Here is a 23,690-nt window from a genome sequence, read left to right on the forward strand (position 1 = left end):
TGTTTGTGCAAATTTAAGCTAAGCTGCGGAAATGATGCGTAATAACACGAAAAGACTCGTGATTTGCATTTATAAAGGATTTTTTTCTGAAGACAACAGCGCCGCACGCCGTGATGCCAGCCACAGTCCGCTGTTTTTCATGGCATAGCCAAATAACAGCCCAACCGCCAACGAAGGCACAACCAGTCGCCAGTCGCCCTGCCCCGCAAACGAGGTACAAGCGCCAATAAACGTGCCAGGCACAAACGAGAGCAGAACACTTTTCGCCTGTATGCACATTAAGAAGGCGACAATACCGGTCATCATATACCCGACGATCTCAAAATGCGGTGCCAGCGCTGCGCCGTGAATAATCACCTGCGCCCAGACCACTCCGCTCATTAGGGTACAAGCAGAGATCAGCAACCCCTTCACGCCACCCTGCGGGCAAGCGAAGTACGCGGTACAACCAAGGAAACCGGCCCAGCTCAGTAAGCCAAGTGAAACAGCCACCCAGCCCCACAAGCCAGAGAGGATCCCGGTCGTCAGTGCAAGAGAAAAGAGTATGTTCATGGCGCGCATCATAGCAGATACGCGCCCTCTTTATGTGATAGCAATCAGATTATTTGAAACAACAATTATTCCGTTGCATTCAACGCGTGACGATAATCACACTTTATTCTTCTGACTCTTCCTGCAGCTCATCCCACATGGCGGCGATAGCATCACGGGCCAGCGGCGCCATGGTACGCCAGAACGGTGTAGTGGCATGAGCTTCGACTTTACCGAAGAAGGTACCGCACCAGGGCAGCAAATAGTCGGCAAACAGAGTTTCCAACGCTTCGCTCTCATCTTCTGCTGATTGATCTTCCAGCCAGGAAGCCGCCAGCAGCAAGGTGCCAATATGATCGGCAGGCACATCCGTCAGTGGCATGCCGCGACTGGATAAGAAGGAACGAATTTCAGCCTCCGTCGCGCCTTCAACCCACGCGCTGCGAAACGGTGAAACACGGCATTCATCACCCACGAACAGCGCGTTGTAATCTGCCGCCAGCGCCTGCGCGTCACAGTTTTTTTGCAAGCGTTCCAGTAATTCGTCCTGCTCCAGCGGCCAGCTTTCCGCCAGTTTCCCCTCACGGATCAGGGTATACAGCGGCACCAGCAGCGGATCTTGCGGCTGGCGATAAAACAGCGAGCCGAGCACGCGGCAGAGGATTGAAAATTCGTTCATTCAGTTATTCCAGTCAGTATTAAAGTTCTTCAAATTCAGTAATAGGTGCCATGCCGCGGGATTCGAGGAAATTCAGCAGGCGGCGAGGAGAGACATTCAGGATTCGGTCTTCCGGGAAGAAGACCTCATCAAGAATTTTTCGGCACTCGCTAAAGTCACCTAATGTGAATGCGGTATGCGAATCCGATCCCAACGCTACCCAACCGCCCGCATCTCGGACAGCCGCCGCCACTGCGCGGCAGTTTGCTTCACTTCCCTTACGTGAGTGGATAAACGAGGAGTTATTAATTTCCAGCGCGACCTGATATTTCGCCGCAGCGGCAGCAATGGCCGGGATATCCACCGGGAACTTCGGGTTACCAGGATGGCTAATAATATGCACGTTGCCGCTCGCCATGGTGGCGATCATCGCCCGGGTATGCGTCGCTTCATCCTGTGGCGGAAAAACCGGCTCATGAAAACCGGCAATGATCAGATCCAACGAAGTCAGTATTGGTCCGGTGCAGTCGATGTCACCCTCGACGTTTTTGATGTTGGCCTCAATACCGCGCAGGATCCCCACACCCTCCACCAGCCTTGGCCAGATACGCATATTGACGAAGTGCCAGTAGTGCGGCGCATCTGCCATATCGGGACCGTGATCGGTAATGGCAAACAGTTTAATGCCTTTGCGTTTGGCTTCGGCAATATAGTCATGCAGCGTACTGTAAGCGTGGGTGCTGGCGACGGTATGCATATGCAGGTCAACGGGATACATGGCTCACTCCTGTAGTTATTTCTGCAAGGATAGCAGTTATCGTGGTCTATTTTAATGACAAAACCCGGCGTCGCCGGGCTGCTGTCAGTAACCGCGCTGCCTGTCGACCCTGCCAGTGACCGGCTCGCCACGCTCCAACTGACGAATGGTATGGCTAATAAAAGCAACGGCTTCCGTTTTTCGGGTCGTTGCCGCCATATGCGGGGTAATGCCGACGCGCGGGTGCGCCCATAGCACATTATCCTGCGGTAACGGCTCCTGATGGAAAACATCCAGCATCGCCCCTTTCACTTTTCCATTCTTAAGCGCGAGGAGCAGATCACTTTCTACCACATGAACACCACGTGCCAGGTTCATCACGTAACTCCCATCAGCCAGTTGATTGAGCAAGGACTGATTGATGATCCCTGCTGTTTCCGGCGTATTAGGCAGCAGGTTAATCAACACGCGCGTACCGTGCAGAAAAGCACTCAACTCCGAATTTCCGGCAAAACTCTTTACACCGGGGAGCGACTTGCGGCTACGGCTCCAGCTACGTAGCGGGAATCCCCACGGCAGAAGGCTTTCAGCCACTTTGGCACCCAGAACGCCCGCACCAAGAATACCCACAGTGAAGTCGTCTCGCTCATACTCTTCCAGCGGCTGCCATGTGGCTTGCTGTTTCAGCATTTGGTAGTCGTCAAATCGACGGAACCAGTGCAACACCTGGCTTACGGCATACTCCTGCATTTGCAGTCCCATACCCGTATCTTCCAGGCGAAATAGCGGGATTGTTTCTGCCAGCATGTCCGGATGGTTTTTAAGCTGACTGAGAATGGCATCCACCCCGGCCCCAAGCGTAAAGACCCCTTTTAATGCGCGTCCTCTCAGCATTTCAACCGGAGGATGCCATACCAGCGCATAATCTGCGGGTGCGTTATCGCCCGCGCTCCAGACACGGACATTCGCCTGAGGCAAGGCATCGCTCAGGGCGCTAATCCAGTCGTGGCTATCAAACGAGGGGTGATAAAAGAGAATGTCCATATCAACTCCGGCGTTAAACGTGTTGTCTCCGCATGGTCCGCGGAGCTGTTGTGTATGATTTATAAGGGTTAGCAGCATAACAAATTTCTTCCGCGCGGCGCGCAGAAAGTGCCATGACGAGAAAAAAAGCGATTTCAGAACGTTTAAGAAGCATGTTGTTTGAAGTTTGTCTAAACGCGCTGATTTATTGCAAAAGATGATTGACGGCGTTAGCGGTTTTCCCTACATTAGCGCCCGTCCCGACAACATCGGGAAAACAATGTGGTGAGGTGTCCGAGTGGCTGAAGGAGCACGCCTGGAAAGTGTGTATACGGCAACGTATCGGGGGTTCGAATCCCCCCCTCACCGCCATCATTTCAGATAAGAGCCTGTACAAACGTACGGGCTTTTTTCTTTTATATTCCTCCTGCCGGGGGGATGAGAACCCACGACCGGGGTCGACAACCCGAAGTGTCCCGCTAACCTTCCTTATCAGTTGATGACCGGGCTTGATCAGACCGGTTCAGCCAGCCTCAAACATTCGCGCAGAAACCACCCCGTATTGCACATTGCTCAGACCTTAAGCGAACAATCAGCAAAGCCGAAAATCTGCTTGACCGTTTTAGCGCAACTCCCTATAGTAGCGCCCCGTTGCCCACCCCAGCTGGCAGGCAACAATACAATGTGGTGAGGTGTCCGAGTGGCTGAAGGAGCACGCCTGGAAAGTGTGTATACGGCAACGTATCGGGGGTTCGAATCCCCCCCTCACCGCCATCATTTCAGATAAGAGCCTGTACAAACGTACGGGCTTTTTTCTTTTATATTCTTCCTGCCGGGGGGATGAGAACCCACGACCGGGTTCGACAACGGGCTGCAGCCCGTTGGACAGATGACGAGTTCGCGAGGAATCTGCCCGCAGGGCGAGCAAAGCGAGTCAATCCCCCCCTCACCGCCATTATTTCAGATAAGAGCCTGTACAAACGTACGGGCTTTTTTCTTTTATATTCTTCCTGCCGGGGGGATGAGAACCCACGACCGGGGTCGACAACGGGCTGCAGCCCGTTGGACAGATGACGAGCTCGCGAGGAATCTGCCCGCAGGGCGAGCAAAGCGAGTCAATCCCCCCCTCACCGCCATTATTTCAGATAAGAGCCTGTACAAACGTACGGGCTTTTTTCTTTTATATTCCTCCTGCCGGGGGGGTAAGAGCCCACGACCGGGGTCGACAACGGGCCGCAGCCCGTTGGACAGATGACGAGTTCGCGAGGAATCTGCCCGCAGGGCGAGCAAAGCGAGTCAATCCCCCCCTCACCGCCATCATTTCAGATAAGAGCCTGTACAAGCGTACGGGCTTTTTTCTTTTATATTCTTCCTGCCGGGGGGATGAGAACCCACGACAGGGTTCGATAACGGGCGGGGAAGACAAGTCAATTCTCCCACCGCCCGCCCAATGTTATTGCAAAAACTGCTCTTTAATTTCATTAAACTCGCGCAGGCAGTTCGCCATATACGTGCGCGTAACATCGTTCACTTTCTGGTAGTTATTGGCTTCCCACTCTGCCAGCGGCAGTTTTATGGGCTCTGGCGTACAGTTCACACTGGCACCATCGTATTTTTTGGTCGGGTTATCTTTACTGCGGCTAATCATCGTTGAATAGTGCAGTTCATAATTTTCCCCACCGGACAGATTTTCGTAAACCAGCATCCAGACATAAGGTCGGATCTCAATCGGGTGCTGCAATTGCCCCGCCTTTTTCTCCGCCACTGCCGCTTTCAGTGATTCTTCTATCCCGGTGCTAAAAAATGTCACCGATGGGTTGGATAACGTTGTGATGGGCGTTCCGGTCAGTTGATCTTTGGTAAATCCGCTTTCCTGGGCGCCGCCGGCAAAAGCGCCAGCAATAAAGCTCAAGGTCTTTAACGCCACCACTTTGCTGGTATCAGCACGCGTGATGTAGCGTAGCGAGGTATCCGTCGGCGTATGGAAATCGGTTTTGAGTTGTTCATATCCTTCGATTTTTAGCGACGAACCATTGTCCGCTTTAATAATCGTGGTTTGTACTATTTTTTCCGTGGGAGGAAGGGGTTTGTTACTACACCCCGCCAGCATCAGCGGGATAACGAGCGCAGAGAATTTTCCGGGCATTTTCATTGGTTGATATCCTTACCAAAGGGCAATAAAAGTCTGGCGCAAGCGGCAAACCCGCTTAGGCCAAAGCAATTATCGGCAAAGGTATAACCAGACTTTATCTACAGGAAAGACAAATTCCAGGGGGGAGCAAAACCTGGCCCGCCAGCGGCAGGCCAGGTTTTCAGGTTAGCGAATCAATCGTAGGCTTTCAGCGTGCGCTGGCAGAGCGCAGAACGTACGCAATCGTCTTTGTTAAAGCGCACGACGCCGATCATCTCATCTTCCTCAAAACGTGCCAGTGCATCGCTCAGACCCGACTGAACGCCAGACGGCAGATCACATTGGGTAATATCACCGTTGACGATCACCGTCACGTTTTCCCCGAGGCGGGTTAAAAACATCTTCATTTGCGCAGCAGTGACATTCTGAGCCTCATCAAGAATAACCACCGCATTTTCAAATGTACGTCCACGCATATAGGCGAACGGCGCGATTTCCACCTTACCGATCTCAGGTCGCAGGCAGTATTGCATAAAGGACGCGCCCAGCCGTTTTACCAGCACGTCATAAACAGGCCGGAAATAAGGCGCGAACTTCTCGGAAATATCACCGGGCAAGAAGCCAAGATCTTCATCGGCTTGCAGGACCGGCCGGGTGACAATAATCCTTTCCACGTCCTTATGGATCAGGGCCTCTGCCGCTTTCGCCGCACTGATCCATGTTTTACCGCATCCGGCTTCGCCCGTTGCGAAGATCAATTGTTTACTCTCGATAGCATTCAGGTAGTGCTCCTGAGCTTCATTGCGCGCGGCGATGGGCGAGTTATCACGACTGTCCCGCGCCATGCCAATTGCTTCTACGCCACTCATCTGCACAAGCGAGGTGACCGACTCTTCTTCACGTTGTTTATGACTGCGTGAATCACGTCTCAGCACGCGTTTCGCTTCACGACGAGCTTTGATCACTGCTTTCTGTCTTCCCATGGATAGCACCTTGAGTTGTTGGTTTACATCACACGCGTCCTGGTTAACGCGATTATGCGCACAAACGTCTGAGGGTTGGCTTCCTTGTAAGCCATGGCTTGCCTTTGAAAATGACGTAACAGAACGGACAGCAGCATCGTCTGTCACATCGTTGGAAAGGGGAGTAAAAAAAGAAGAAGAAAATTCAGGGGCGAAGAAGTCGCTGCCGGAGGTTGCACCTCCGTGCCGGGTTTTGCGTGGTCTTTTTGATTGTCCGCTAGTGGACCTTACCATCCGCGATCTCCAGGTGACGTCATCACCGCAGGGTCTCAACGCTTTCAATAATTACATCAAAGCTTATCATATTTGCAACATTATTTTTACGTAACCATAACGTGCAAGACCACTGCGTCGTTCAAAAGAGTATCTGCAAGGAATATTACAGAATGATAACAGATACTTTCTAATACAAAAAAATGATATCTGGATGGCAGAAAAAGTATGTCTGAATACTACAGATAATAGATTATCCTGCCCGTTTGCGGGCAGGATAGGATCTTTTACGCTTCCAGCAGCGGTTGGGCAAGATAGTGATTCGACTCTTTTACCCCAGGCAAAACAAAGAAGTACCCGCCACCGATTGGGCGAATATACTCTTCCAGCGCTTCGCCGTTGAGACGTTTTTGCACCGTGAGGAAACCTTTCTCCAGGTCATGCTGATAGCAGACAAACAGCAGCCCCATATCCAGTTGGCCCGAGTTGGTCACGCCTAGCGAATAGCTATAGCCACGGCGCATCATCAGGCTTGACTGCGTCTCTTTGGTGCGCGGGTTGGCCAGCCGGATATGGCTATCCAGCGCAATCACCTCACCATCGGGATCGCTGGCGTAATCCGGAACATCATGTTCATGTTGCTGACCCAACGGTGCGCCAGACTGCTTATCACGACCAAAGATCGTCTGCTGCTCTTTCAGCGGCGTGCGATCCCAGAACTCTACATGGAATTGAATAATCCGCACTGCCTGGTAGCTACCGCCAACGGCCCATGCGGGTTCGCCCTGATCGCCCGTGACCCACACCACTTCGTTCATCAGCGCATTGTTGCTGCTGTCCGGGTTGGCTGTGCCATCTTTAAAACCTAACAGGTTAACCGGTGTCTCTTTACCTTTGCTGCGGGCCGCGTGCTCAGAGATAAATCCTTCACGCTTCCAGCGAACACTCAGTAAATCAGGCGTGTGCTTAATGATGTCACGCAACGCATGAATGACGGTATCCTGAGTATTCGCGCAAATCTGAAGAAGCAGATCGCCATGGCACAATGCCGCGTCCAACGCATCGTTGGGAAAACGCGTCATCTTCTGCAGCTTTTTCGGCATCTGCTTCTGTAAACCAAAGCGAGAATCGAACAGTGACTGACCAACGGAAACCGTCATGGTCAGATTATCTGGCGCAATAAAGGCCCCGAGAATACCGGAGTCCATCGGCGGAAGGCGCGGGTTCGGCGTCTCCGGCGCCGGGCCGCCAGCGGTAAGAAAAGCGATGCGCTGTGTCAGTAAGCGAAACAAACGTTCAAGATCCGCTTTATCTGCGGCCAGAACATCAAAGGCCACCAGCATCATGGAAGCTTGCTGCGGCGTTAAAATCCCGGCCTGATGAACACCGAGAAAAGGCTGCTTTTCCATTCGGGCATCGGGTGACAGCGTACCCGGCGCGCTCTGCGGTTTGACGGCATGCGCTACCGGGCATCCGCCTGTCAGCGCAAGCGCGCCGCCCAGCGCGCCCATTCCTTTTAATAAACGGCGCCGGGAAGGCTCGCTGACGCCGTGGTTATCATGTTGACTCATGGTGTTAGTCCAGTCCGAGCACGCCACGCAACTGGGCAAGATCTTCTGCCAGTGTGGTGATCGGCCCTTTCAGCGCGTTACGATCGGCGTCTGTCAGCTTGTCGTAGGTTTCAAAGCCCTCTTTGGTGCGGTATTTGGCAAGAATGGCATCCACTTTTTTGAAGTTAGCATCCACTTTCGCCAGCAATTCGCTGTTGTTTTTCTGCAACTGCGGACGCAGCAAATCAACAATTTTCTGGGCGCCATCCACGTTAGCCTGGAAATCCCACAAATCGGTATGACTGTAACGATCTTCTTCGCCGCTGATCTTGCTGGCTGCGACTTCTTCAATCAGACCGGCAGCTCCCCCCACCACTTTCGACGGCGGGAAGGCCAGCTCATTAATTCGGGTTTGCAGATCGACCACATCGGTGTAGAGCTGATCAGCATATTTACCCATATCTTTAGTGCTGTTATCGCCAAACAGGGCTTTTTCCAGGCGATGGAAGCCGGTAAATTTCGGATCGGCGGCCTTATGCTCGTAATCATCTTCACGCGCGTCAATACTGCCATCCAGATCGGAGAACAGCTCGGCAATCGGCTCAATGCGCTCATAATGCTGGCGCGTCGGCGCATACAGTGCTTTCGCTTTTTCGATATCGCCTGCTTTCACCGCGTCGGTAAAGGCTTTGGTTCCGGTAACCAACTGTGCCGTTTCGGCAACCACATAGGCTTTATAGTCGGTGATCGCCGTGCTGAGGCTCAGCAACGCGTCGCCTTTTGCCGCATCACCCGTCGCTTCACCTTTAACAATTAATTTGCCTTTCGGGTTGGTTAATAAACCGCAGGTCATGTCATATTCACCCGGCTGCAGGTTGGCGGTCAGTTTCTGGCTAAAACCCGGAGCAATGTTTTCGCGCTCTTCCACCACCATGACGCCTTTCAGGATCTCCCACTCCAGCGCTTTCTGGCTGTGGTTAACAATCACAAATTGCGTTTTGCCTGCGTTCACCGTCAGGTTCATCGGCTCACATTGCTTGTCCGTTACCGTGACTTTAACCTGCGGAACATCCGCAGCCTGCGCACCCAACGCACAGGCGAACAGCGCTGCGATCCCTACCTGTATTGCACTACGACGAAAATGAATCACCATGACCCTTCCCTTCAATAAGTATGTTGTAACGATGCCAACTAATAACGAGATTACGGCGCAGCACGCGACGGCTGCGAACCCGCGCGCGGAGGCCAGACAAACAGCACCAGCGCCGGAATGAGATACAGAAAATAGACGGTGACTTCGCTGACGCTCGGCGTCTCCTGATAACCAAAGATCCCTTCCAGCAACGTACCGGTCAGCGAGTGCGTAGTGAGCACATTGCTTAGGTCGAACGCCACATCCTGAAAGTGATTCCACAGGCCCGCTTCATGGAAGGCGCGGATAGCGCCCGCCGCAAGCCCTGCGGCAACCAGTAAAATAAACAGGCTGGTCCATTTGAAAAAGGCACCAAGATTAAGGCGAACCCCGCCCCAGTAGAGTAAGAAGCCGAGCACTACCGCCGTGGCGAGGCCGAGCAAGGCGCCAACCGGCGGCCAGATGCCCACATCCTGCTGGAACGCCGCCAGCAAAAAGAACACCGACTCTAACCCTTCGCGCGCAACGGCGAAAAAGACCATCATGATCAGTGCCCAGCCGTGGTTGTTCCCGCGCGCCAGCGCGTTATCCACTGCCTGCTCCAGTTGCACTTTGACGTTGCGCGATACTTTACGCATCCAGAACACCATCCAGGTCAGGATCACCACCGCAATTAACGCGACAATCCCTTCGAACAGTTCCTGCTCTCTCTGCGGGAACTCGCCGGTGGTTTCGTTAATAGCAATGCCCAACCCCAGGCAAAGTGCGGCGGCAAGGAAAACGCCGATCCACATCCCCCCAATCCAGCGCCCGCGCTGGGTGCGCTTGAGGTAGCTGGCAATCAGGCTGACGATCAGTGCCGCTTCGAGGCCTTCACGTAACATAATAAGAAATGGAACAAACATGGAGGACGCCCCTACTGTCATGCGCGGTCAAAGGTTGCAAAGAAAAGTAAATTCTAGTGATAGTGATTATCATTACGACGCAAGGAAACTCAAGCGAAATATGATGAGAATGATAAATGGATGTAAATGCGTAGCAGCCTAACTGTAAGGGCTGGCACGTTATGCAGAAGTAATTGAAATATTGCAAAAATCTTGCTTACAAATCTTTAACTTTGTATTTACCCAACGCAGCCGCTATGGCTAAATAAACGCCCTGTTTATCTGCACACATAACGCTATGATTAATTTCCTGCATTTTCTGCTGGCACTGGTAGTGATCCTTGCGCTGGCCTGGCTGGTGAGTTTCGATCGCCGTCAGATCCGTATTCGTTTTATTCTGCAATTAGTGGTGATTGAGTTAGCGCTGGCGTGGTTCTTTTTACATGCTCAGAGCGGTCTGACGCTGATTAAACATGTCTCCGGCTTTTTTGAAATTCTGCTGAAATTTGCCGGTGAAGGGACCGCTTTCGTCTTTGGCGGCATGAGTGAAAAAGGGCTGGCGTTTATTTTCCTCGGCGTGCTGTGCCCGATTGTATTTATCTCGGCATTGATCGGCATTTTGCAACACTGGCGCATTCTGCCACTGTTTATTCGCCTGATCGGCACCCTGCTGTCAAAGCTGAACGGCATGGGCAAACTGGAATCGTTTAACGCGGTCAGCTCGCTGATCCTCGGCCAGTCAGAAAACTTTATCGCCTATAAAGGCATCCTCGCCGATCTCTCCCCGCGTCGTATGTTCACTATGGCCGCCACCGCCATGTCGACCGTGTCGTTGTCGATTGTCGGCGCTTATATGACCATGCTGGATGCGAAATATGTCGTCGCCGCGTTGTTACTCAACATGTTCAGCACGTTTATTATTCTGTCGGTGATTAACCCCTCCCGCCCGGGAACAGAAAAAGAGATCAAACTGGAAAAACTTCACGAGTCGCAGAGCTTTTTCGAGATGCTTGGTGAATACATTCTCGCTGGTTTCAAGGTGGCGATGATTATTCTGGCGATGCTGATTGGATTTATTGCCCTGATCAGCGCAGTGAATGCACTGTTTTCCGCGCTGTTTGGGCTCAGCTTCCAGCAGTTGCTTGGCTACGTCTTCTACCCGCTGGCATGGCTGGTTGGCATTCCTCTGAGCGATGCGCTGCAGGCAGGAAGCATTATGGCGACAAAACTGGTGGCAAACGAATTTGTGGCAATGATCGAGTTGCAAAAAATTTCCGCCAGTATGACGCCACGCGGTCTGGGCATTCTCTCCGTGTTCCTGGTCTCTTTTGCTAACTTTGCCTCTATCGGCATCGTGGCGGGCGCCATTAAAGGGCTGAATGAACAACAAGGCAATGCCGTTTCACGGTTTGGCCTGCGCCTGGTCTACGGCGCGACACTGGTGAGTCTGCTTTCTGCCGCTTTTGCGGGGGCAGTACTGTAAGTTTTTCCCTCTCCCTGCGGGGAGAGGGAAAGCATCAGAACTGTACGCAGACCGGCTGGTCAACACGCATAACCGATTCCTGCGCAAAGCGTGACTTGTAAACCCCGCGCAATGCTTCAATATTCTTCTCGCTCTGTGCATCCGCGCTGTGGATCAGCATCAACGCTTTGCTGGCCTCGCGGGCAACGTGACCGTCATTTCCCAGCCACTGCCCCCTGGCGTCAAACACCGTTAACCCATCGCGAAAACGCGGCGTCACATCACCATCCACAAACTGTTGCCACTCCTGGGCGGTAATGGCCTTGCCCGCCGGACGGTTCAGACCAAAATACAGCGTGGTTTGCTGCATTTGATTTTCTGCTTTACAACTTTGAACGGCGGCCGTGGCCGAGGGTTTGCTGGCAGGTGCGACACAACCGGTCAGCACGCCCGCCAGTATCAGTGCGGTGACCCCTGTCATCAACTTCATAGGTTATCCTCATTGTTATGTGTCGGAAGATAACAGCCTAATTACAGTTATTTAGCAATAAAAAAACCCGCCGAAGCGGGTTTTTGCTTCAATATTTTATTGCTCTGATTGTAAACGGGATGGCGGCGCAGAGTGGTAATGCGCGTCGGCTTCGGCGAAGCGCTGCTGCATGGCCGCAGAAGGCGCTTTGCCCAGCAGGCTGAACACCACAATACCCATGCTACCGAAAATAAAGCCGGGAATAATTTCGTACAGACCCAACCACGCGTACTGTTTCCATACCAGTACCGTTACCGCACCGATAACCATCCCCGCCAGCGCGCCGTTACGGGTCATACGCGACCACAATACCGAGAACAACACCACCGGGCCAAACGCCGCGCCGAAACCAGCCCACGCGTAGCTTACCAGTCCAAGAACACGGTTTTCGGGGTTAGCCGCCAGCGCAATAGACACCAACGCCACCAACAGGACCATTGCACGCCCGACCCACACCAGCTCCGTCTGGCTCGCTCCTTTACGCAAGAAAGCTTTATAGAAATCTTCGGTGATCGCGCTGGAGCAGACCAGCAACTGACAACTCAGGGTCGACATCACCGCCGCAAGAATAGCGGACAACAAAATACCGGCGATCCACGGGTTAAAGAGGATCTGCGCCAGCTCGATAAACACGCGCTCGGCGTTTTGGTTCACCGCGCCAGCGACCGACGGGTTATTACTAAAGTACGCAATGCCAAAAAAGCCCACGGCAACCGCGCCAGCAAGGCACAGTATCATCCACGCCATACTGATACGGCGGGCATGCACAATAGTGTGATGAGAATCCGCCGCCATAAAACGCGCCAGGATATGCGGCTGGCCGAAATAGCCCAGTCCCCAGCCCATCAGCGACACAATAGCGACAAAATTCAGCCCCTTCAGCATATCGACGTTTTCAATGCTTTTCTGTTTGATCACGTCCAGGGAATCGCCGAAGCCCCCGACAGAGATAATCACAATGACCGGCGTCAGGATCAGCGCAAAAATCATCAGGCTGGCCTGTACTGTATCGGTCCAGCTAATCGCCAGGAAACCGCCAATAAAGGTGTAGAGAATGGTCGCCGCCGCCCCGGCCCACAGCGCCGTTTCATAACTCATGCCGAAAGTGCTTTCGAAGAGCCGTGCGCCCGCCACGATGCCGGAAGCGCAGTAGATAGTGAAGAACACCAAAATCACCACCGCCGAGATAATCCGCAACAGGCGGCTGTTATCTTCAAAACGGCCAGTGAAATAATCCGGTAATGTCAGCGCGTTATTGTTCACCTCGGTGTGAACGCGCAAACGCCCTGCCACCAGTTTCCAGTTGATCCACGCCCCCAGCGTCAGGCCGATGGCAATCCAGCTTTCGGAAATCCCGGAAATAAAAATCGCGCCCGGCAAGCCCATCAGCAGCCAGCCGCTCATGTCGGATGCACCGGCAGACAATGCGGTGACCAAAGCCCCAAGACGACGACCGCCAAGAATATAATCGTCAAAGTTTTTCGTAGAACGCCAGGCGATGAAACCGATCAATATCATGCCAAAGATATAAATAAAAAATGTCACCAGCATCGGTGTGCTAATTGCCATGAAGGATTCTCCAGGATTCTTTTCGGCAAAGGATTATTTTGCCGCTTTTATCCACCACCGGAACGGGGTGATGGTGCGTACTTGTTGTTTTAGGCGACCGTATCCTGCCGGAAGGCTCGCTTATGCACAATTGATTTAACACAGCATTTACATCAAATTCATCCCGTGCTTAATATCAAATTTGTATAGGTTGCACTGTGTCACACTTTTAAAGGTTGCACCTTATAAAAGTGTTACCTGCCGCATAAATCCTGGCTTAGCGGCAAGTTATGCCGCGCTTTTCCTTATTACCAACAATTAACAATCCATTCATTTTTGACGTTGCCAACCAGGTCACATTTAACAAGGTTGCACAAAGTTGCAACATGGTAGATATTTCAGCCTGAACCGCAGAACACTGTAAAAAAGGAGCAGAGCATGGGCACCACTACCATGGGGGTCAAGCTTGATGATGCCACGCGCGAAAGGATCAAAGCCGCAGCGGCGACTATCGATCGCACGCCGCACTGGCTGATTAAACAAGCCATTTTTAATTATCTGGAAAAGCTGGAAAGCAATGAACCGCTGCCGGAACTGGCAGGCGCAGCAGGGAGCAACGGCCATGACGATGAACCGCAACTTACTGCCGAAGAGATCCACCAGCCGTTCCTGGATTTTGCCGAGCAGATCCTGCCGCAGTCGGTATCACGCGCGGCGATCACGGGAGCCTGGCGCTGGGCAGAAACCGATGCCGTGCCAATGCTGTTAGAGCAGGCTCGCCTGCCGCAACCCGTCGCGGAAAATGCGCACAAACTCGCATACCAGTTAGCCGAAAAATTACGTAACCAGAAAACGGCCACCGGACGTGCGGGTATGGTGCAAAGTTTATTGCAAGAGTTCTCACTCTCGTCGCAGGAAGGCGTGGCGCTAATGTGCCTTGCCGAAGCGTTATTGCGTATTCCGGATAAAGCCACCCGCGACGCGCTGATCCGCGACAAAATCAGTAACGGCAACTGGCAATCTCATATCGGTCGCAGCCCGTCGTTATTCGTCAATGCCGCGACCTGGGGGCTGCTGTTTACTGGCCGCCTGGTTTCGACCCATAACGAAGCTAACCTCTCGCACGCCCTGAATCGCATTATCAGTAAAAGCGGGGAGCCGCTGATCCGTAAAGGCGTCGATATGGCAATGCGCCTGATGGGAGAGCAGTTCGTCACTGGTGAAACCATCGCCGAAGCGCTGGCCAATGCACGCAAACTGGAAGACAAAGGCTTCCGTTACTCCTATGACATGTTAGGTGAAGCGGCGCTGACCGCTGCCGATGCCCAGGCCTATATGGTGTCTTATCAGCAGGCGATCAACGCCATCGGCAAAGCCTCTAACGGGCGCGGCATTTATGAAGGCCCTGGCATCTCCATTAAGCTTTCGGCGCTGCACCCGCGTTACAGTCGTGCGCAATATGACCGCGTGATGGAAGAGCTCTATCCGCGTCTGAAGTCACTTACGTTACTGGCGCGCCAGTATGACATTGGCATCAACATTGATGCTGAAGAAGCCGATCGTCTGGAAATCTCGCTCGATCTGCTGGAAAAACTCTGCTTCGAACCGGAACTGGCCGGCTGGAACGGTATCGGCTTCGTGATTCAGGCTTACCAGAAACGCTGCCCGTTTGTGATTGACTACCTTATCGATCTCGCCACACGCAGCCGCCGTCGCCTGATGATCCGCCTGGTGAAGGGCGCCTACTGGGACAGCGAAATCAAGCGCGCGCAAATGGAAGGCCTGGAAGGCTACCCGGTTTACACCCGCAAGGTTTATACCGACGTTTCTTACCTCGCCTGTGCCAAAAAATTACTCTCGGTGCCAAACCTGATTTACCCGCAATTCGCAACCCATAACGCCCACACGCTGGCGGCTATTTACCAACTGGCCGGGCAGAACTACTACCCTGGCCAGTATGAGTTCCAGTGCCTGCACGGCATGGGAGAACCGCTGTATGAGCAAGTCGTCGGCAAAGTGGCCGACGGCAAGCTTAACCGCCCGTGCCGGATCTATGCGCCGGTCGGCACCCATGAAACACTGCTTGCTTATCTGGTGCGTCGCTTATTGGAAAATGGTGCCAACACCTCCTTTGTCAATCGCATCGCCGATAACACCCTGCCGCTGGATGCCCTGGTGGCAGATCCGGTCGCCGAGGTGGAAAAACTCGCGGCGCAAGAAGGTCTGGTCGGCCTGCCACACCCGAAAATACCGCTGCCGCGAGCGCTGTATGGCGAGGGGCGCATTAACGCTGCCGGGCTGGATCTGGCCAACGAACACCGTCTGGCTTCGCTCTCCTCTGCCCTGCTCAACAGCGCCGCGCAGAAATGGTACGCCCGCCCGGTACTGGAGGCGGTAGTGATGGAAGGCGAGCCACAGCCCGTTGTAAACCCAGCCGAGCCAAAAGACACTGTCGGTTATGTGGTCGAAGCCAGCCCGGACCAGGTTGAGCAGGCGCTGGACAACGCAGTAAGTCACGCGCCTATCTGGTTTGCCACCCCACCACAGGAACGTGCAGCCATTCTGCAGCGCGCCGCCGTACTGATGGAAGATCAGATGCAGTCACTGATTGGCATTTTGGTGCGCGAAGCGGGTAAAACCTTCAGCAATGCGATTGCCGAAGTGCGGGAAGCCGTCGATTTCCTGCGTTATTACGCAGGCCAGGTCAGCGCTGATTTTGACAACGAAACGCACCGCCCGCTGGGGCCGGTGGTCTGTATCAGCCCGTGGAACTTCCCGCTGGCAATTTTTACCGGGCAAATTGCCGCCGCGCTAGCCGCTGGCAACAGCGTGCTGGCTAAACCGGCGGAGCAAACGCCGTTGATTGCGGCCCAGGGGGTAGCGATTTTGCTGGAAGCAGGCGTACCGGCCGGGGTTCTGCAACTGCTGCCGGGGCGCGGGGAAACGGTCGGCGCGCAACTCACCGCCGATGCGCGGGTACGTGGCGTAATGTTTACCGGATCCACAGATGTTGCGGCCTTGCTGCAACGTAACATTGCCACCCGTCTGGATGCACAGGGTCGCCCGACGCCGCTTATCGCCGAAACAGGCGGTATGAACGCGATGATCGTCGACTCTTCCGCACTCACAGAGCAGGTAGTGGTAGATGTGCTGGCCTCGGCATTTGATAGCGCCGGTCAGCGCTGTTCTGCGCTGCGTGTACTCTGCCTGCAGGAAGAGATCGCAGAGCACACCCTCACCATGCTACGGGGCGCCATGGCAGAGTGCCGGATGGGAAATCCGGGTCGCCTGACAACAGACATCGGCCCGGTGATCGACGCGGAAGCGAAGGAAAACATTGATAAACATATTCAGGCGATGCGGGCGAAAGGCCGCCCGGTCTTCCAGGCCGTGCGTGAACACAGCGAAGACGCAGGCGAATGGCGTAACGGTACCTTTATTGCACCGACCCTGATTGAGCTGGAAAGCTTTGATGAGCTGAAAAAAGAGGTCTTCGGTCCGGTTCTGCATGTGGTGCGCTACCGCCGTCACCAACTGGATCAGCTGATCGGCCAGATTAACGAGTCGGGTTACGGCCTGACGCTTGGCGTTCATACCCGTATCGATGAGACGATCGCTCAGGTCACGGGGAATGCGCATGTCGGCAACCTGTATGTTAACCGCAATATGGTGGGCGCAGTGGTCGGGGTGCAGCCTTTCGGTGGTGAAGGGTTGTCCGGCACCGGGCCGAAAGCTGGCGGGCCGCTTTATCTATACCGCCTGCTGAGCAGCCGCCCGGAAGAGGCAGTACAAAAAACACTGGCCCGCCATGATGCCAATGCACCGCTTGATGCTCAGTTGAAAGCAATACTCCTACAGCCGCTCGAAGCCTTAAGTGCATGGGCGAATGCGCGTCCGGCGCTGCAGACGCTGTGCCGGCAGTTCGGCGAACTTGCGCAAACCGGCACACAGCGTCAGCTGCAAGGGCCAACCGGCGAACGCAACAGCTGGACGCTGGCACCACGGGAACGCGTACTGTGTGTGGCGGATAACGAGCAAGATGCGCTGGTACAACTGGCAGCAGTGCTGGCCTGCGGAAGCCAGGTACTGTGGCCGGATGATGCGCTGCATCGCGACATGGCCTCCGCATTGCCCGATAGCGTCAAACAACGGATCCAGTTCGCCAAAGCCGATGCATTAATGGCGCAACGCTTCGATGCGGTGATCTTCCACGGTGACTCGGATCAACTGGTGGCGCTGTGCGAAAACGTGGCAGCCCGCAGTGGCGCGATTGTCTCGGTACAGGGTTTTGCCCGTGGCGAAACCAATATTCTGCTGGAGCGTTTGTGGGTGGAGCGCTCGCTGAGCGTCAATACCGCCGCTGCGGGCGGGAACGCCAGCCTGATGACCATTGGCTAAGCACGCGATAAGCCGGGTAAGCGGCAATGCCACCCGGCTTATCGCAAAGCACTCGCCATAAAAAAGCGCCTTAAGGCGCTTTTTTTCTCAGGGTAAGCCCGACATCACCGCCGGGGTGCACCGACAATAATGTCTCTTTAGAATAGCCGCTTTCCCGCATCAGGCAGCTGCACGCAGCATCGAAAATCGCCAGCGTCAGCACAATCGAGGTGGTCGCGAGCATATTGAGCGGATCGATCTCGCGCTTCACGCCCGTGGAAATGACCAGCCGTGCAGCACGTGCAATCGCGGAGTCCGGATTTTCTGTGACGCTAATAATCCCAACGCCCTTTTTGGCCAGCCCAGGCAACAGGCGCGTTAACTCATCCGAATTGCCACCGCGCGACAGCATAATCATCAGATCGTGCGGTTCCAGAAAGCCTAAATCGCCATGTGCTGCATCGGTAGCGTTGAGCCAGATCGCCGGGCGTTCCACGCAGGCTAGCATATGGGCAATCTTACGGGCGGCAATGCCCGATGTGCCTACCCCCGTGACCGCAATTTTGCCCCGGCAACCTCGTAGTTCGGCCATCAATGCATTCCACAGAGTCTCATTGAGATGGCTGCTCAGCGCCGCCATCTCCTGACTGTAAATCTGCCAGGCATCGCACGCCTGACGCCAGCCTGTGCTCATGCCTCCTCCTGCATCAGGGTGCGGTACTTCATATGATCCTGATACATCTCATGGAACACGGTGTATTTACGATCGTAATACTGCTTGATGCGGTTGGTTTGTGGCGTCACCGTTTTACCAATGCGGCTCATGGCCGACATCGCTTCCGGGAAGCTGTCAAACACCCCGGCCGCCACGGTGCCCATCATCGCCCCGCCAAGCAGCATCGCTTCACTCTCTTCGGGTAACAACATGGCACAGCCGGTCGCGTTGGCATGCTCCTGAACAAAGATCGGGTTCTTCGTGCCGCCACCACTGGCCATCACCGTATCTATGCTGTAACCGCTCTGATTCATGGTTTCAATAATGTGGCGCGTACCAAGCGCAATCGCCTGGATGGTCGCCAGGTAATGTAGTGCCATATCTTCCGGTGTGCGCGACAGCTTCAGCCCGCTGATCACGCCGGTTAACGTGGGGTTAGCACGCGGCGATCGGTTCCCGTGGAAGTACGGCAGGATATGGATATCACGGGTCAGGAACGCGATGTTTTCCGGCTCACCGGCCATTTTACGCAACAGCGCATTCAGCACTTCGTAAATGGTTTGCCCCTGCGCTTTGGCCTGGCCCAGCAGCGTTTCGTAGCATGGATGTGACTGAATAATGTGATCAATTAACGCGCCCGTGGCCGACTGTCCTCCCTCGTTGAGCCAGTAGCCAGGTAACACCGCCGAATAATACGGCCCCCATACGCCACCAATAAAACGCGCCTGTGGCGAGATAGCCATGTGCCCGGTCGAGGTGCCGCCAATCAGCGCAATGCGACGATCAAAATCCGCCACATCGCCCGACACCCCACTCGCTCCCAGCGTACCGAGCGTGCCGGCATGCGCGTCAATGATCGAGACACTGACAGCCGTGCCAGGCATCAGCCCCATCTCTGTTGCTGCGCGTTGTGTCAGCCCACGGCCTAAAGGCTCGCCCATGGTTTTCACATAACGGCCGATTTTCTCTGCATCATGCTCCAGCAGATCTTCGAGTCCAATCTGGCGGAAATAGCTCGTGTCCCACTTATCTTCGTGCCCCATATAGGTCCACTTGCAGACTGTCGAACAGAGCGAGCGCGTATCATCGCCCGTCGCCCTCCAGGTCAGGAAATCCGGGAGATCAAAATAATACCCGGCATTGGCCCAGGTGTTAGGCATATGCTGTTTCAGCCACAACAGCTTTGGCGTTTGCATCTCCGGCGAAATGATCCCGCCCACGTAATCCAGTACCCGATGATGGGTCGCATTAATGCGTTCAGCCTGTGAAATCGCGCGGTGATCCATCCACACAATAATATTCTGCTCACTGCGTCCGGAAGGACTGATGGTGAGAGGCTTTCCCTCTTTGTCCAGCACCACCAGCGAACAGGTGGCATCAAACCCCAGACCTTTGACCTGAATCGGGTTAATGTCCGCCTGGTTTACCGCATCGCGAACGGCATTACAGACTGCCTGCCAGATGTTGTCGGAGGACTGCTCAACAAAATCCGCCTGCGGGCGATAGATCTCAATCGCCCTGCTTGCCTGGCTGACCATACGGCCGGTCAGATTAAATACCCCTGCGCGGGCGCTGCCAGTCCCGACATCTACACCAATGAAATAGCTCGCCATTCTTTTTCTCCTGACATCAGGCTTTACGATGTTGTAATGCGATAAAGAGGATCAGCACCGCGCCCCAGAGCGCCATGGTCAAATAACTGCTGATGCCTAACAAATTAAAGCCGCTTTCCAGCATCTGTAGCACCACCAGCGCCAGCACCAGACCGAGCACGCGCCCGAAGCCGCCGTCGGGGTTAATGCCGCCGAGTACCGAAGCCAGAATAGTGACCAGAAGATAGGATTCGCCGTAGCCTGCTTTCGCCGAGTTGAATTTCGCCATCATTAAGATGGCCGCAACCCAGCCAAGTATGGCGGAGATGACATATACCGAGATCTGTATCCGCACCGTATTCACGCCGCTGTAGCGCGTGGCCTGCTCGTTAGACCCCACCAGGTAGAGACTGCGCCCCAGCGTAGTATGCTCCAGCAGCACCCACAGCAGTATCGCCACCACAAGAAACAACACCAGCGCTACCGGGATGCCGAGCAGCGTAGCATTGCCCAGAAACTGAATGGCAGCCGGGAAACCAGAGATGACCGTGCCATTTGAGAGCAAAATATTCAGGCCGGAAATCAGCGTCATGGTGCCGAGCGTCGCAAGGATCGGCGACACGCCAATCCACGCCACCAATGCGCCATTAACAACACCAATGGCAACAGCCACCATCAGCCCTGCCAGCAACCCCAGCACCATGAACAGCGGGTTATCGGGGTGCATTACAATGACTGCCGCCATCACCAGTGAGCAGGCATTCGCCCCGGCGATGATCGACAGATTTATACCGCCGGTCAGCATGGTCATGCCCATACCCAGCGCCAGCATGCCAAGGATCGGCAGTTGCGAGCCGATGGACTGAAAGTTAGCCACGCTGAAAAATCGGCTGCCCAGCAGGGCAGAAAAGACCAGTGCCACGACGATAATAATCACGCATTGCAAGCGGATGATGGCGTCACCGGGCAGAAATCGGACGATGGATTTCATCTTAAAGTTCCCTTGCCAGTTTGCGTTTTTCGTTCCAGGCAGTAGCGCTAATGCTCACCAGAATGATCGCGCCGCTCAGTACCGTGTGCCAGTAAGAAGAGACGCCAAGTAATGTCAGGCCATTTTGAAGGAACCCCAGCAGCACAACGCCCAGCAGCGTACCGGTCAGGGTACCGCGTCCACCACTCATACTGGTGCCGCCGAGGACCACCGCCGCCAGCACGGTCAACTCAAAACCGAGTAATGAGTTTGGTGCCACTGACTGTGTAATTTGCGCCTGCACCACCGCCGCCACACCCGCCAGGATGCCCATATAGCCATAGACGTAAAAATGCAGTTTCAGCAGATTCAGCCCCAGACGGGAAGCCGCTTCGCGGTTACCGCCCATGGCATAGATCTGGCGGCCAGGCCGGGTGTGATTCATCAGCACGGCGGTAAAAATGAGGGTGGCGCCCAGGCACAGTAACGGCAATGTCAGGCCATAGTCGTAGCCGTCTGCGGCGGTGAAGGAGAACCAGTTGATGCCGTTCATAAACCAGTCGGGGAAACCATACAACCAGGTGCCTTTGGTGGCGTAAACCAGCAATCCGTAATAGACGTTGAGCGTGGCAATGGTGATGATGATCGCGGGCACGCGTAACCAGTACACCAGAAAACCATTTATCAGCCCGAGCAGCAGCCCCACCGCCACCGACAGCAGCAACGCCACCGCAAAATTACCGCCATGGGCAATGATCCAGCTGGCCATGGCGTATTGGGCTATCGCCGTCATTGCCGGAAACGAGATATCAATACCGCCGGAGATCAGCACCACAAATAAGCCGCAGGCGAGGATCCCGAGAATGGCGTAGCTGGTCGCCACATCCGTCAGATTCCCCAGCGTTAGAAATTCGTCAGTTCCGATGCTCAGTCCAATTGCCAGCGCAATCACCAGCAGACCAAGCCAGAATTCGTGTTGCCCCACGAGGCGAGCAAGGGCTGCGTTACGCATTGACCACCTCCGCGATCTCCTGTTCTGTACAGCGATGGGGATTAAACTCCGCCACCAGTTCGCCCTGACGCATCACCAGCACACGGTGACTGTTGTAATACGCTTCGGGGATTTCATCGCAAATCATCAATACCGCCATCCCCTGCTCCGCCAGATGACGGGCAATTTGGTAGATCCCCTCTTTATTGGCGATATCTACCCCCACGGTCGGCGAGTCGAGAATCAAAATCCGCGGCTGCGTTGCCACCCATTTGGCGATGGCAATACGCTGCGCGTTCCCCCCGGAAAGCGTTTTGACGGGCAGGCTGGGATCAGACACTTTTATGTTCAGTTCACGAATCAGTTCAGCGAACAGTTGCTGCGCCTTGTGGTGATCGAGTAACCCGGCGCGGGTATGCAATTTGTCGAAGACGGTCACGATGGTGTTGTCATAAATGGATTGCTCCATTATTAGCCCCTGCGTCAGCCTGTCTTCCGAAACATAGCCAATGCCATGGCGAATGGCATCGTGGTTATTGCGTAACCTGACGGCTTTGCCATTAATCAGGATGTCGCCATCCTGCGGCCGGGCCATACCAAACAGGCTCATGCACAGTTCAGTACGACCTGCGCCCAGAAGGCCGACAATGGACACGATTTCGCCGCTACGCAGTGCCAGGTTGATATTGCGGTATTTGCCTTTACGGCTGAGGTGACGCAATTCCAGCAGCGGCGGCTGATCCACCGGCGGTTTTTCCGGTAGCGGACTGTAATGAAAACGCTGACCTGTCATCAGATAAGCCAGTTCATGACTATCCAGCTCTTGCGCTGGCCAGGTGCCAATCAGCTTGCCGTCACGCATGACGCTGATGCGATCGGCCACTTCCATCACTTCATCCAGACGGTGGCTAACAAACACCACGCAAATGCCTGCCGCTTTCAGCTCGTTCACCACCCGCAGCAGGCCGTTAACCTCCTGGCGCGTCAGTGAGGCGGTCGGCTCATCCATGATCACCAGCCGCGCATCGGCGGCAATGGCCCGGCAAATCGCCACCAGCTGACGATCGGCTATCGAGAGTTTTTCCACCTTTTTATCCGGATCAAGGCGCACGCCAATTCGCGCCATTGCCGCCAGCGCCTGTGCGCGCATCGCGCTTCTGAGTACCCACAGATCGCCGCCCGGAAGATAACGGTGAACAGCAATATTTTCCGCCACGCTAAAATTGGGGAATAACGAGAGATCCTGGTAAATAACCTGAATGCCGTAATGTGCGGAGAGTTGCGGCGTAAGATGGTGGAACAATTTGCCATCCAGCGCGATGCTGGCACCCTTTTCCGGGTGATAAACCCCGGAGATGACTTTGATGATGGTGCTTTTACCGCAGCCATTTTGCCCGGCAAGGCAGTGCACCTCGCCTTTTTTCAGCGTCAGATCCACGTTATCCAACGCCAGCACGCCGGGGAATCGCTTACTGATATTCTCAAGCGTGATAAATGCGGTGGTGTCTGTCATCGACAATACCCCTGCCTGCGCCCTCGGGGACGCGATAGTTAAACGTACTGCGAAAAGAGCCGGCCTTGCGGCCGGGCTCCGGTTCCCTGATG

General features: G+C 54.5%; 18 protein-coding genes, 2 tRNA genes and 1 other RNA gene. 5 read left to right on the forward strand and 16 right to left on the reverse strand.

The annotated features are described in order from the left end of the window. Window positions 1-69: 69 nt before the first annotated feature. The 4 genes from ACUY4S_RS14555 to ghrA form a co-directional block, all read right to left on the reverse strand. Window positions 70-552 (reverse strand): DUF1097 domain-containing protein, encoded by a 483-nt coding sequence (locus tag ACUY4S_RS14555; protein WP_312685593.1) that lies wholly within the window; start codon window positions 550-552, stop codon window positions 70-72. A 103-nt stretch (window positions 553-655) separates the two neighbouring features. Further along, on the reverse strand, window positions 656-1,210 hold the full coding sequence (locus ACUY4S_RS14560) for a TorD/DmsD family molecular chaperone (protein ID WP_312685591.1): 555 nt from the start codon (window positions 1,208-1,210) through the stop codon (window positions 656-658). A gap of 19 nt (window positions 1,211-1,229) precedes the next feature. Next, window positions 1,230-1,967 carry a phosphatase gene (locus ACUY4S_RS14565; protein ID WP_458022342.1) on the reverse strand — a complete coding sequence of 246 codons (738 nt, stop codon included), beginning with the start codon at window positions 1,965-1,967 and terminating at the stop codon, window positions 1,230-1,232. A gap of 84 nt (window positions 1,968-2,051) precedes the next feature. Beyond that, the gene (gene ghrA, locus ACUY4S_RS14570; protein ID WP_458022343.1) at window positions 2,052-2,990 is read right to left on the reverse strand and encodes a glyoxylate/hydroxypyruvate reductase GhrA; all 939 of its coding nucleotides are present in this window, start codon (window positions 2,988-2,990) and stop codon (window positions 2,052-2,054) included. A 263-nt stretch (window positions 2,991-3,253) separates the two neighbouring features. Here ghrA and ACUY4S_RS14575 point away from each other — a divergent pair. The 3 genes from ACUY4S_RS14575 (at window position 3,254) to ACUY4S_RS14585 (ending at window position 3,924) form a co-directional block, all read left to right on the forward strand. Further along, window positions 3,254-3,341, forward strand: a tRNA-Ser gene (locus ACUY4S_RS14575). A gap of 314 nt (window positions 3,342-3,655) precedes the next feature. Next, a tRNA-Ser gene (locus tag ACUY4S_RS14580) sits at window positions 3,656-3,743 on the forward strand. Between the two features lie 46 nt (window positions 3,744-3,789). Then, a non-coding RNA gene (locus ACUY4S_RS14585) (RtT sRNA) lies at window positions 3,790-3,924 on the forward strand. Window positions 3,925-4,422: 498 nt separating this feature from the next. Here ACUY4S_RS14585 and ACUY4S_RS14590 read toward each other — a convergent pair. The 5 genes from ACUY4S_RS14590 to efeU all read right to left on the reverse strand — a co-directional run bounded on the left by ACUY4S_RS14590 (window position 4,423) and on the right by efeU (window position 9,922). Beyond that, window positions 4,423-5,121: a hypothetical protein gene (locus tag ACUY4S_RS14590; protein ID WP_312688733.1), complete on the reverse strand. Its 699-nt coding sequence runs from the start codon at window positions 5,119-5,121 to the stop codon at window positions 4,423-4,425. Between the two features lie 173 nt (window positions 5,122-5,294). Next, window positions 5,295-6,083, reverse strand: a complete 789-nt coding sequence (phoH, locus tag ACUY4S_RS14595; protein ID WP_312688731.1) for a phosphate starvation-inducible protein PhoH — start codon at window positions 6,081-6,083, stop codon at window positions 5,295-5,297. A gap of 539 nt (window positions 6,084-6,622) precedes the next feature. Continuing rightward, on the reverse strand, window positions 6,623-7,906 hold the full coding sequence (gene efeB, locus ACUY4S_RS14600; RefSeq protein WP_458021566.1) for an iron uptake transporter deferrochelatase/peroxidase subunit: 1,284 nt from the start codon (window positions 7,904-7,906) through the stop codon (window positions 6,623-6,625). Window positions 7,907-7,910: 4 nt separating this feature from the next. After that, complete coding sequence (gene efeO / locus ACUY4S_RS14605; protein ID WP_312688727.1) at window positions 7,911-9,038, reverse strand: iron uptake system protein EfeO; 1,128 nt, start codon at window positions 9,036-9,038, stop codon at window positions 7,911-7,913. 50 nt (window positions 9,039-9,088) lie between these two features. Then, the gene (gene efeU / locus ACUY4S_RS14610; RefSeq protein WP_458021567.1) at window positions 9,089-9,922 is read right to left on the reverse strand and encodes an iron uptake transporter permease EfeU; all 834 of its coding nucleotides are present in this window, start codon (window positions 9,920-9,922) and stop codon (window positions 9,089-9,091) included. 277 nt (window positions 9,923-10,199) lie between these two features. Between efeU and ACUY4S_RS14615 the strand changes: the two genes are divergently transcribed. Next, a complete protein-coding gene (locus tag ACUY4S_RS14615; RefSeq protein WP_312688724.1) occupies window positions 10,200-11,384 on the forward strand; it encodes a NupC/NupG family nucleoside CNT transporter in 1,185 nt (394 codons plus the stop codon). A gap of 34 nt (window positions 11,385-11,418) precedes the next feature. On the opposite strand, the gene ACUY4S_RS14620 is transcribed toward ACUY4S_RS14615, so the two are convergent. Then, entirely contained in the window at window positions 11,419-11,844 is a 426-nt protein-coding gene (locus tag ACUY4S_RS14620; RefSeq protein WP_458021666.1) for a DUF3574 domain-containing protein, read from the reverse strand. A gap of 105 nt (window positions 11,845-11,949) precedes the next feature. Continuing rightward, a complete protein-coding gene (gene putP / locus ACUY4S_RS14625) occupies window positions 11,950-13,461 on the reverse strand; it encodes a sodium/proline symporter PutP (protein ID WP_312688721.1) in 1,512 nt (503 codons plus the stop codon). 417 nt (window positions 13,462-13,878) lie between these two features. On the opposite strand from putP, the gene putA reads away from it, so the two are divergent. Further along, window positions 13,879-17,838, forward strand: coding sequence for a trifunctional transcriptional regulator/proline dehydrogenase/L-glutamate gamma-semialdehyde dehydrogenase (putA, locus tag ACUY4S_RS14630; protein WP_458021568.1), 3,960 nt, complete (start codon window positions 13,879-13,881; stop codon window positions 17,836-17,838). A gap of 70 nt (window positions 17,839-17,908) precedes the next feature. Here putA and ACUY4S_RS14635 read toward each other — a convergent pair whose 3' ends face one another. From ACUY4S_RS14635 to ACUY4S_RS14655, 5 genes are read right to left on the reverse strand one after another with little or no spacing between them, the layout of a single operon-like run. Then, window positions 17,909-18,511 (reverse strand): SIS domain-containing protein, encoded by a 603-nt coding sequence (locus ACUY4S_RS14635; RefSeq protein WP_312688717.1) that lies wholly within the window; start codon window positions 18,509-18,511, stop codon window positions 17,909-17,911. Further along, entirely contained in the window at window positions 18,508-20,145 is a 1,638-nt protein-coding gene (locus ACUY4S_RS14640) for an FGGY-family carbohydrate kinase (protein WP_312688715.1), read from the reverse strand. The genes ACUY4S_RS14635 and ACUY4S_RS14640 overlap by 4 nt, the downstream gene beginning before the upstream one ends. 16 nt (window positions 20,146-20,161) lie before the next feature. Next, window positions 20,162-21,115 carry an ABC transporter permease gene (locus tag ACUY4S_RS14645; protein ID WP_312688713.1) on the reverse strand — a complete coding sequence of 318 codons (954 nt, stop codon included), beginning with the start codon at window positions 21,113-21,115 and terminating at the stop codon, window positions 20,162-20,164. A gap of 1 nt (window position 21,116) precedes the next feature. Next, entirely contained in the window at window positions 21,117-22,106 is a 990-nt protein-coding gene (locus ACUY4S_RS14650; RefSeq protein ID WP_312688712.1) for an ABC transporter permease, read from the reverse strand. Further along, window positions 22,099-23,598 carry a sugar ABC transporter ATP-binding protein gene (locus tag ACUY4S_RS14655; RefSeq protein WP_458021569.1) on the reverse strand — a complete coding sequence of 500 codons (1,500 nt, stop codon included), beginning with the start codon at window positions 23,596-23,598 and terminating at the stop codon, window positions 22,099-22,101. Before ACUY4S_RS14655 ends, ACUY4S_RS14650 begins: the two co-directional genes overlap by 8 nt. Window positions 23,599-23,690 lie beyond the last annotated feature (92 nt).

This window comes from Kosakonia beeri (genome assembly GCF_054165705.1).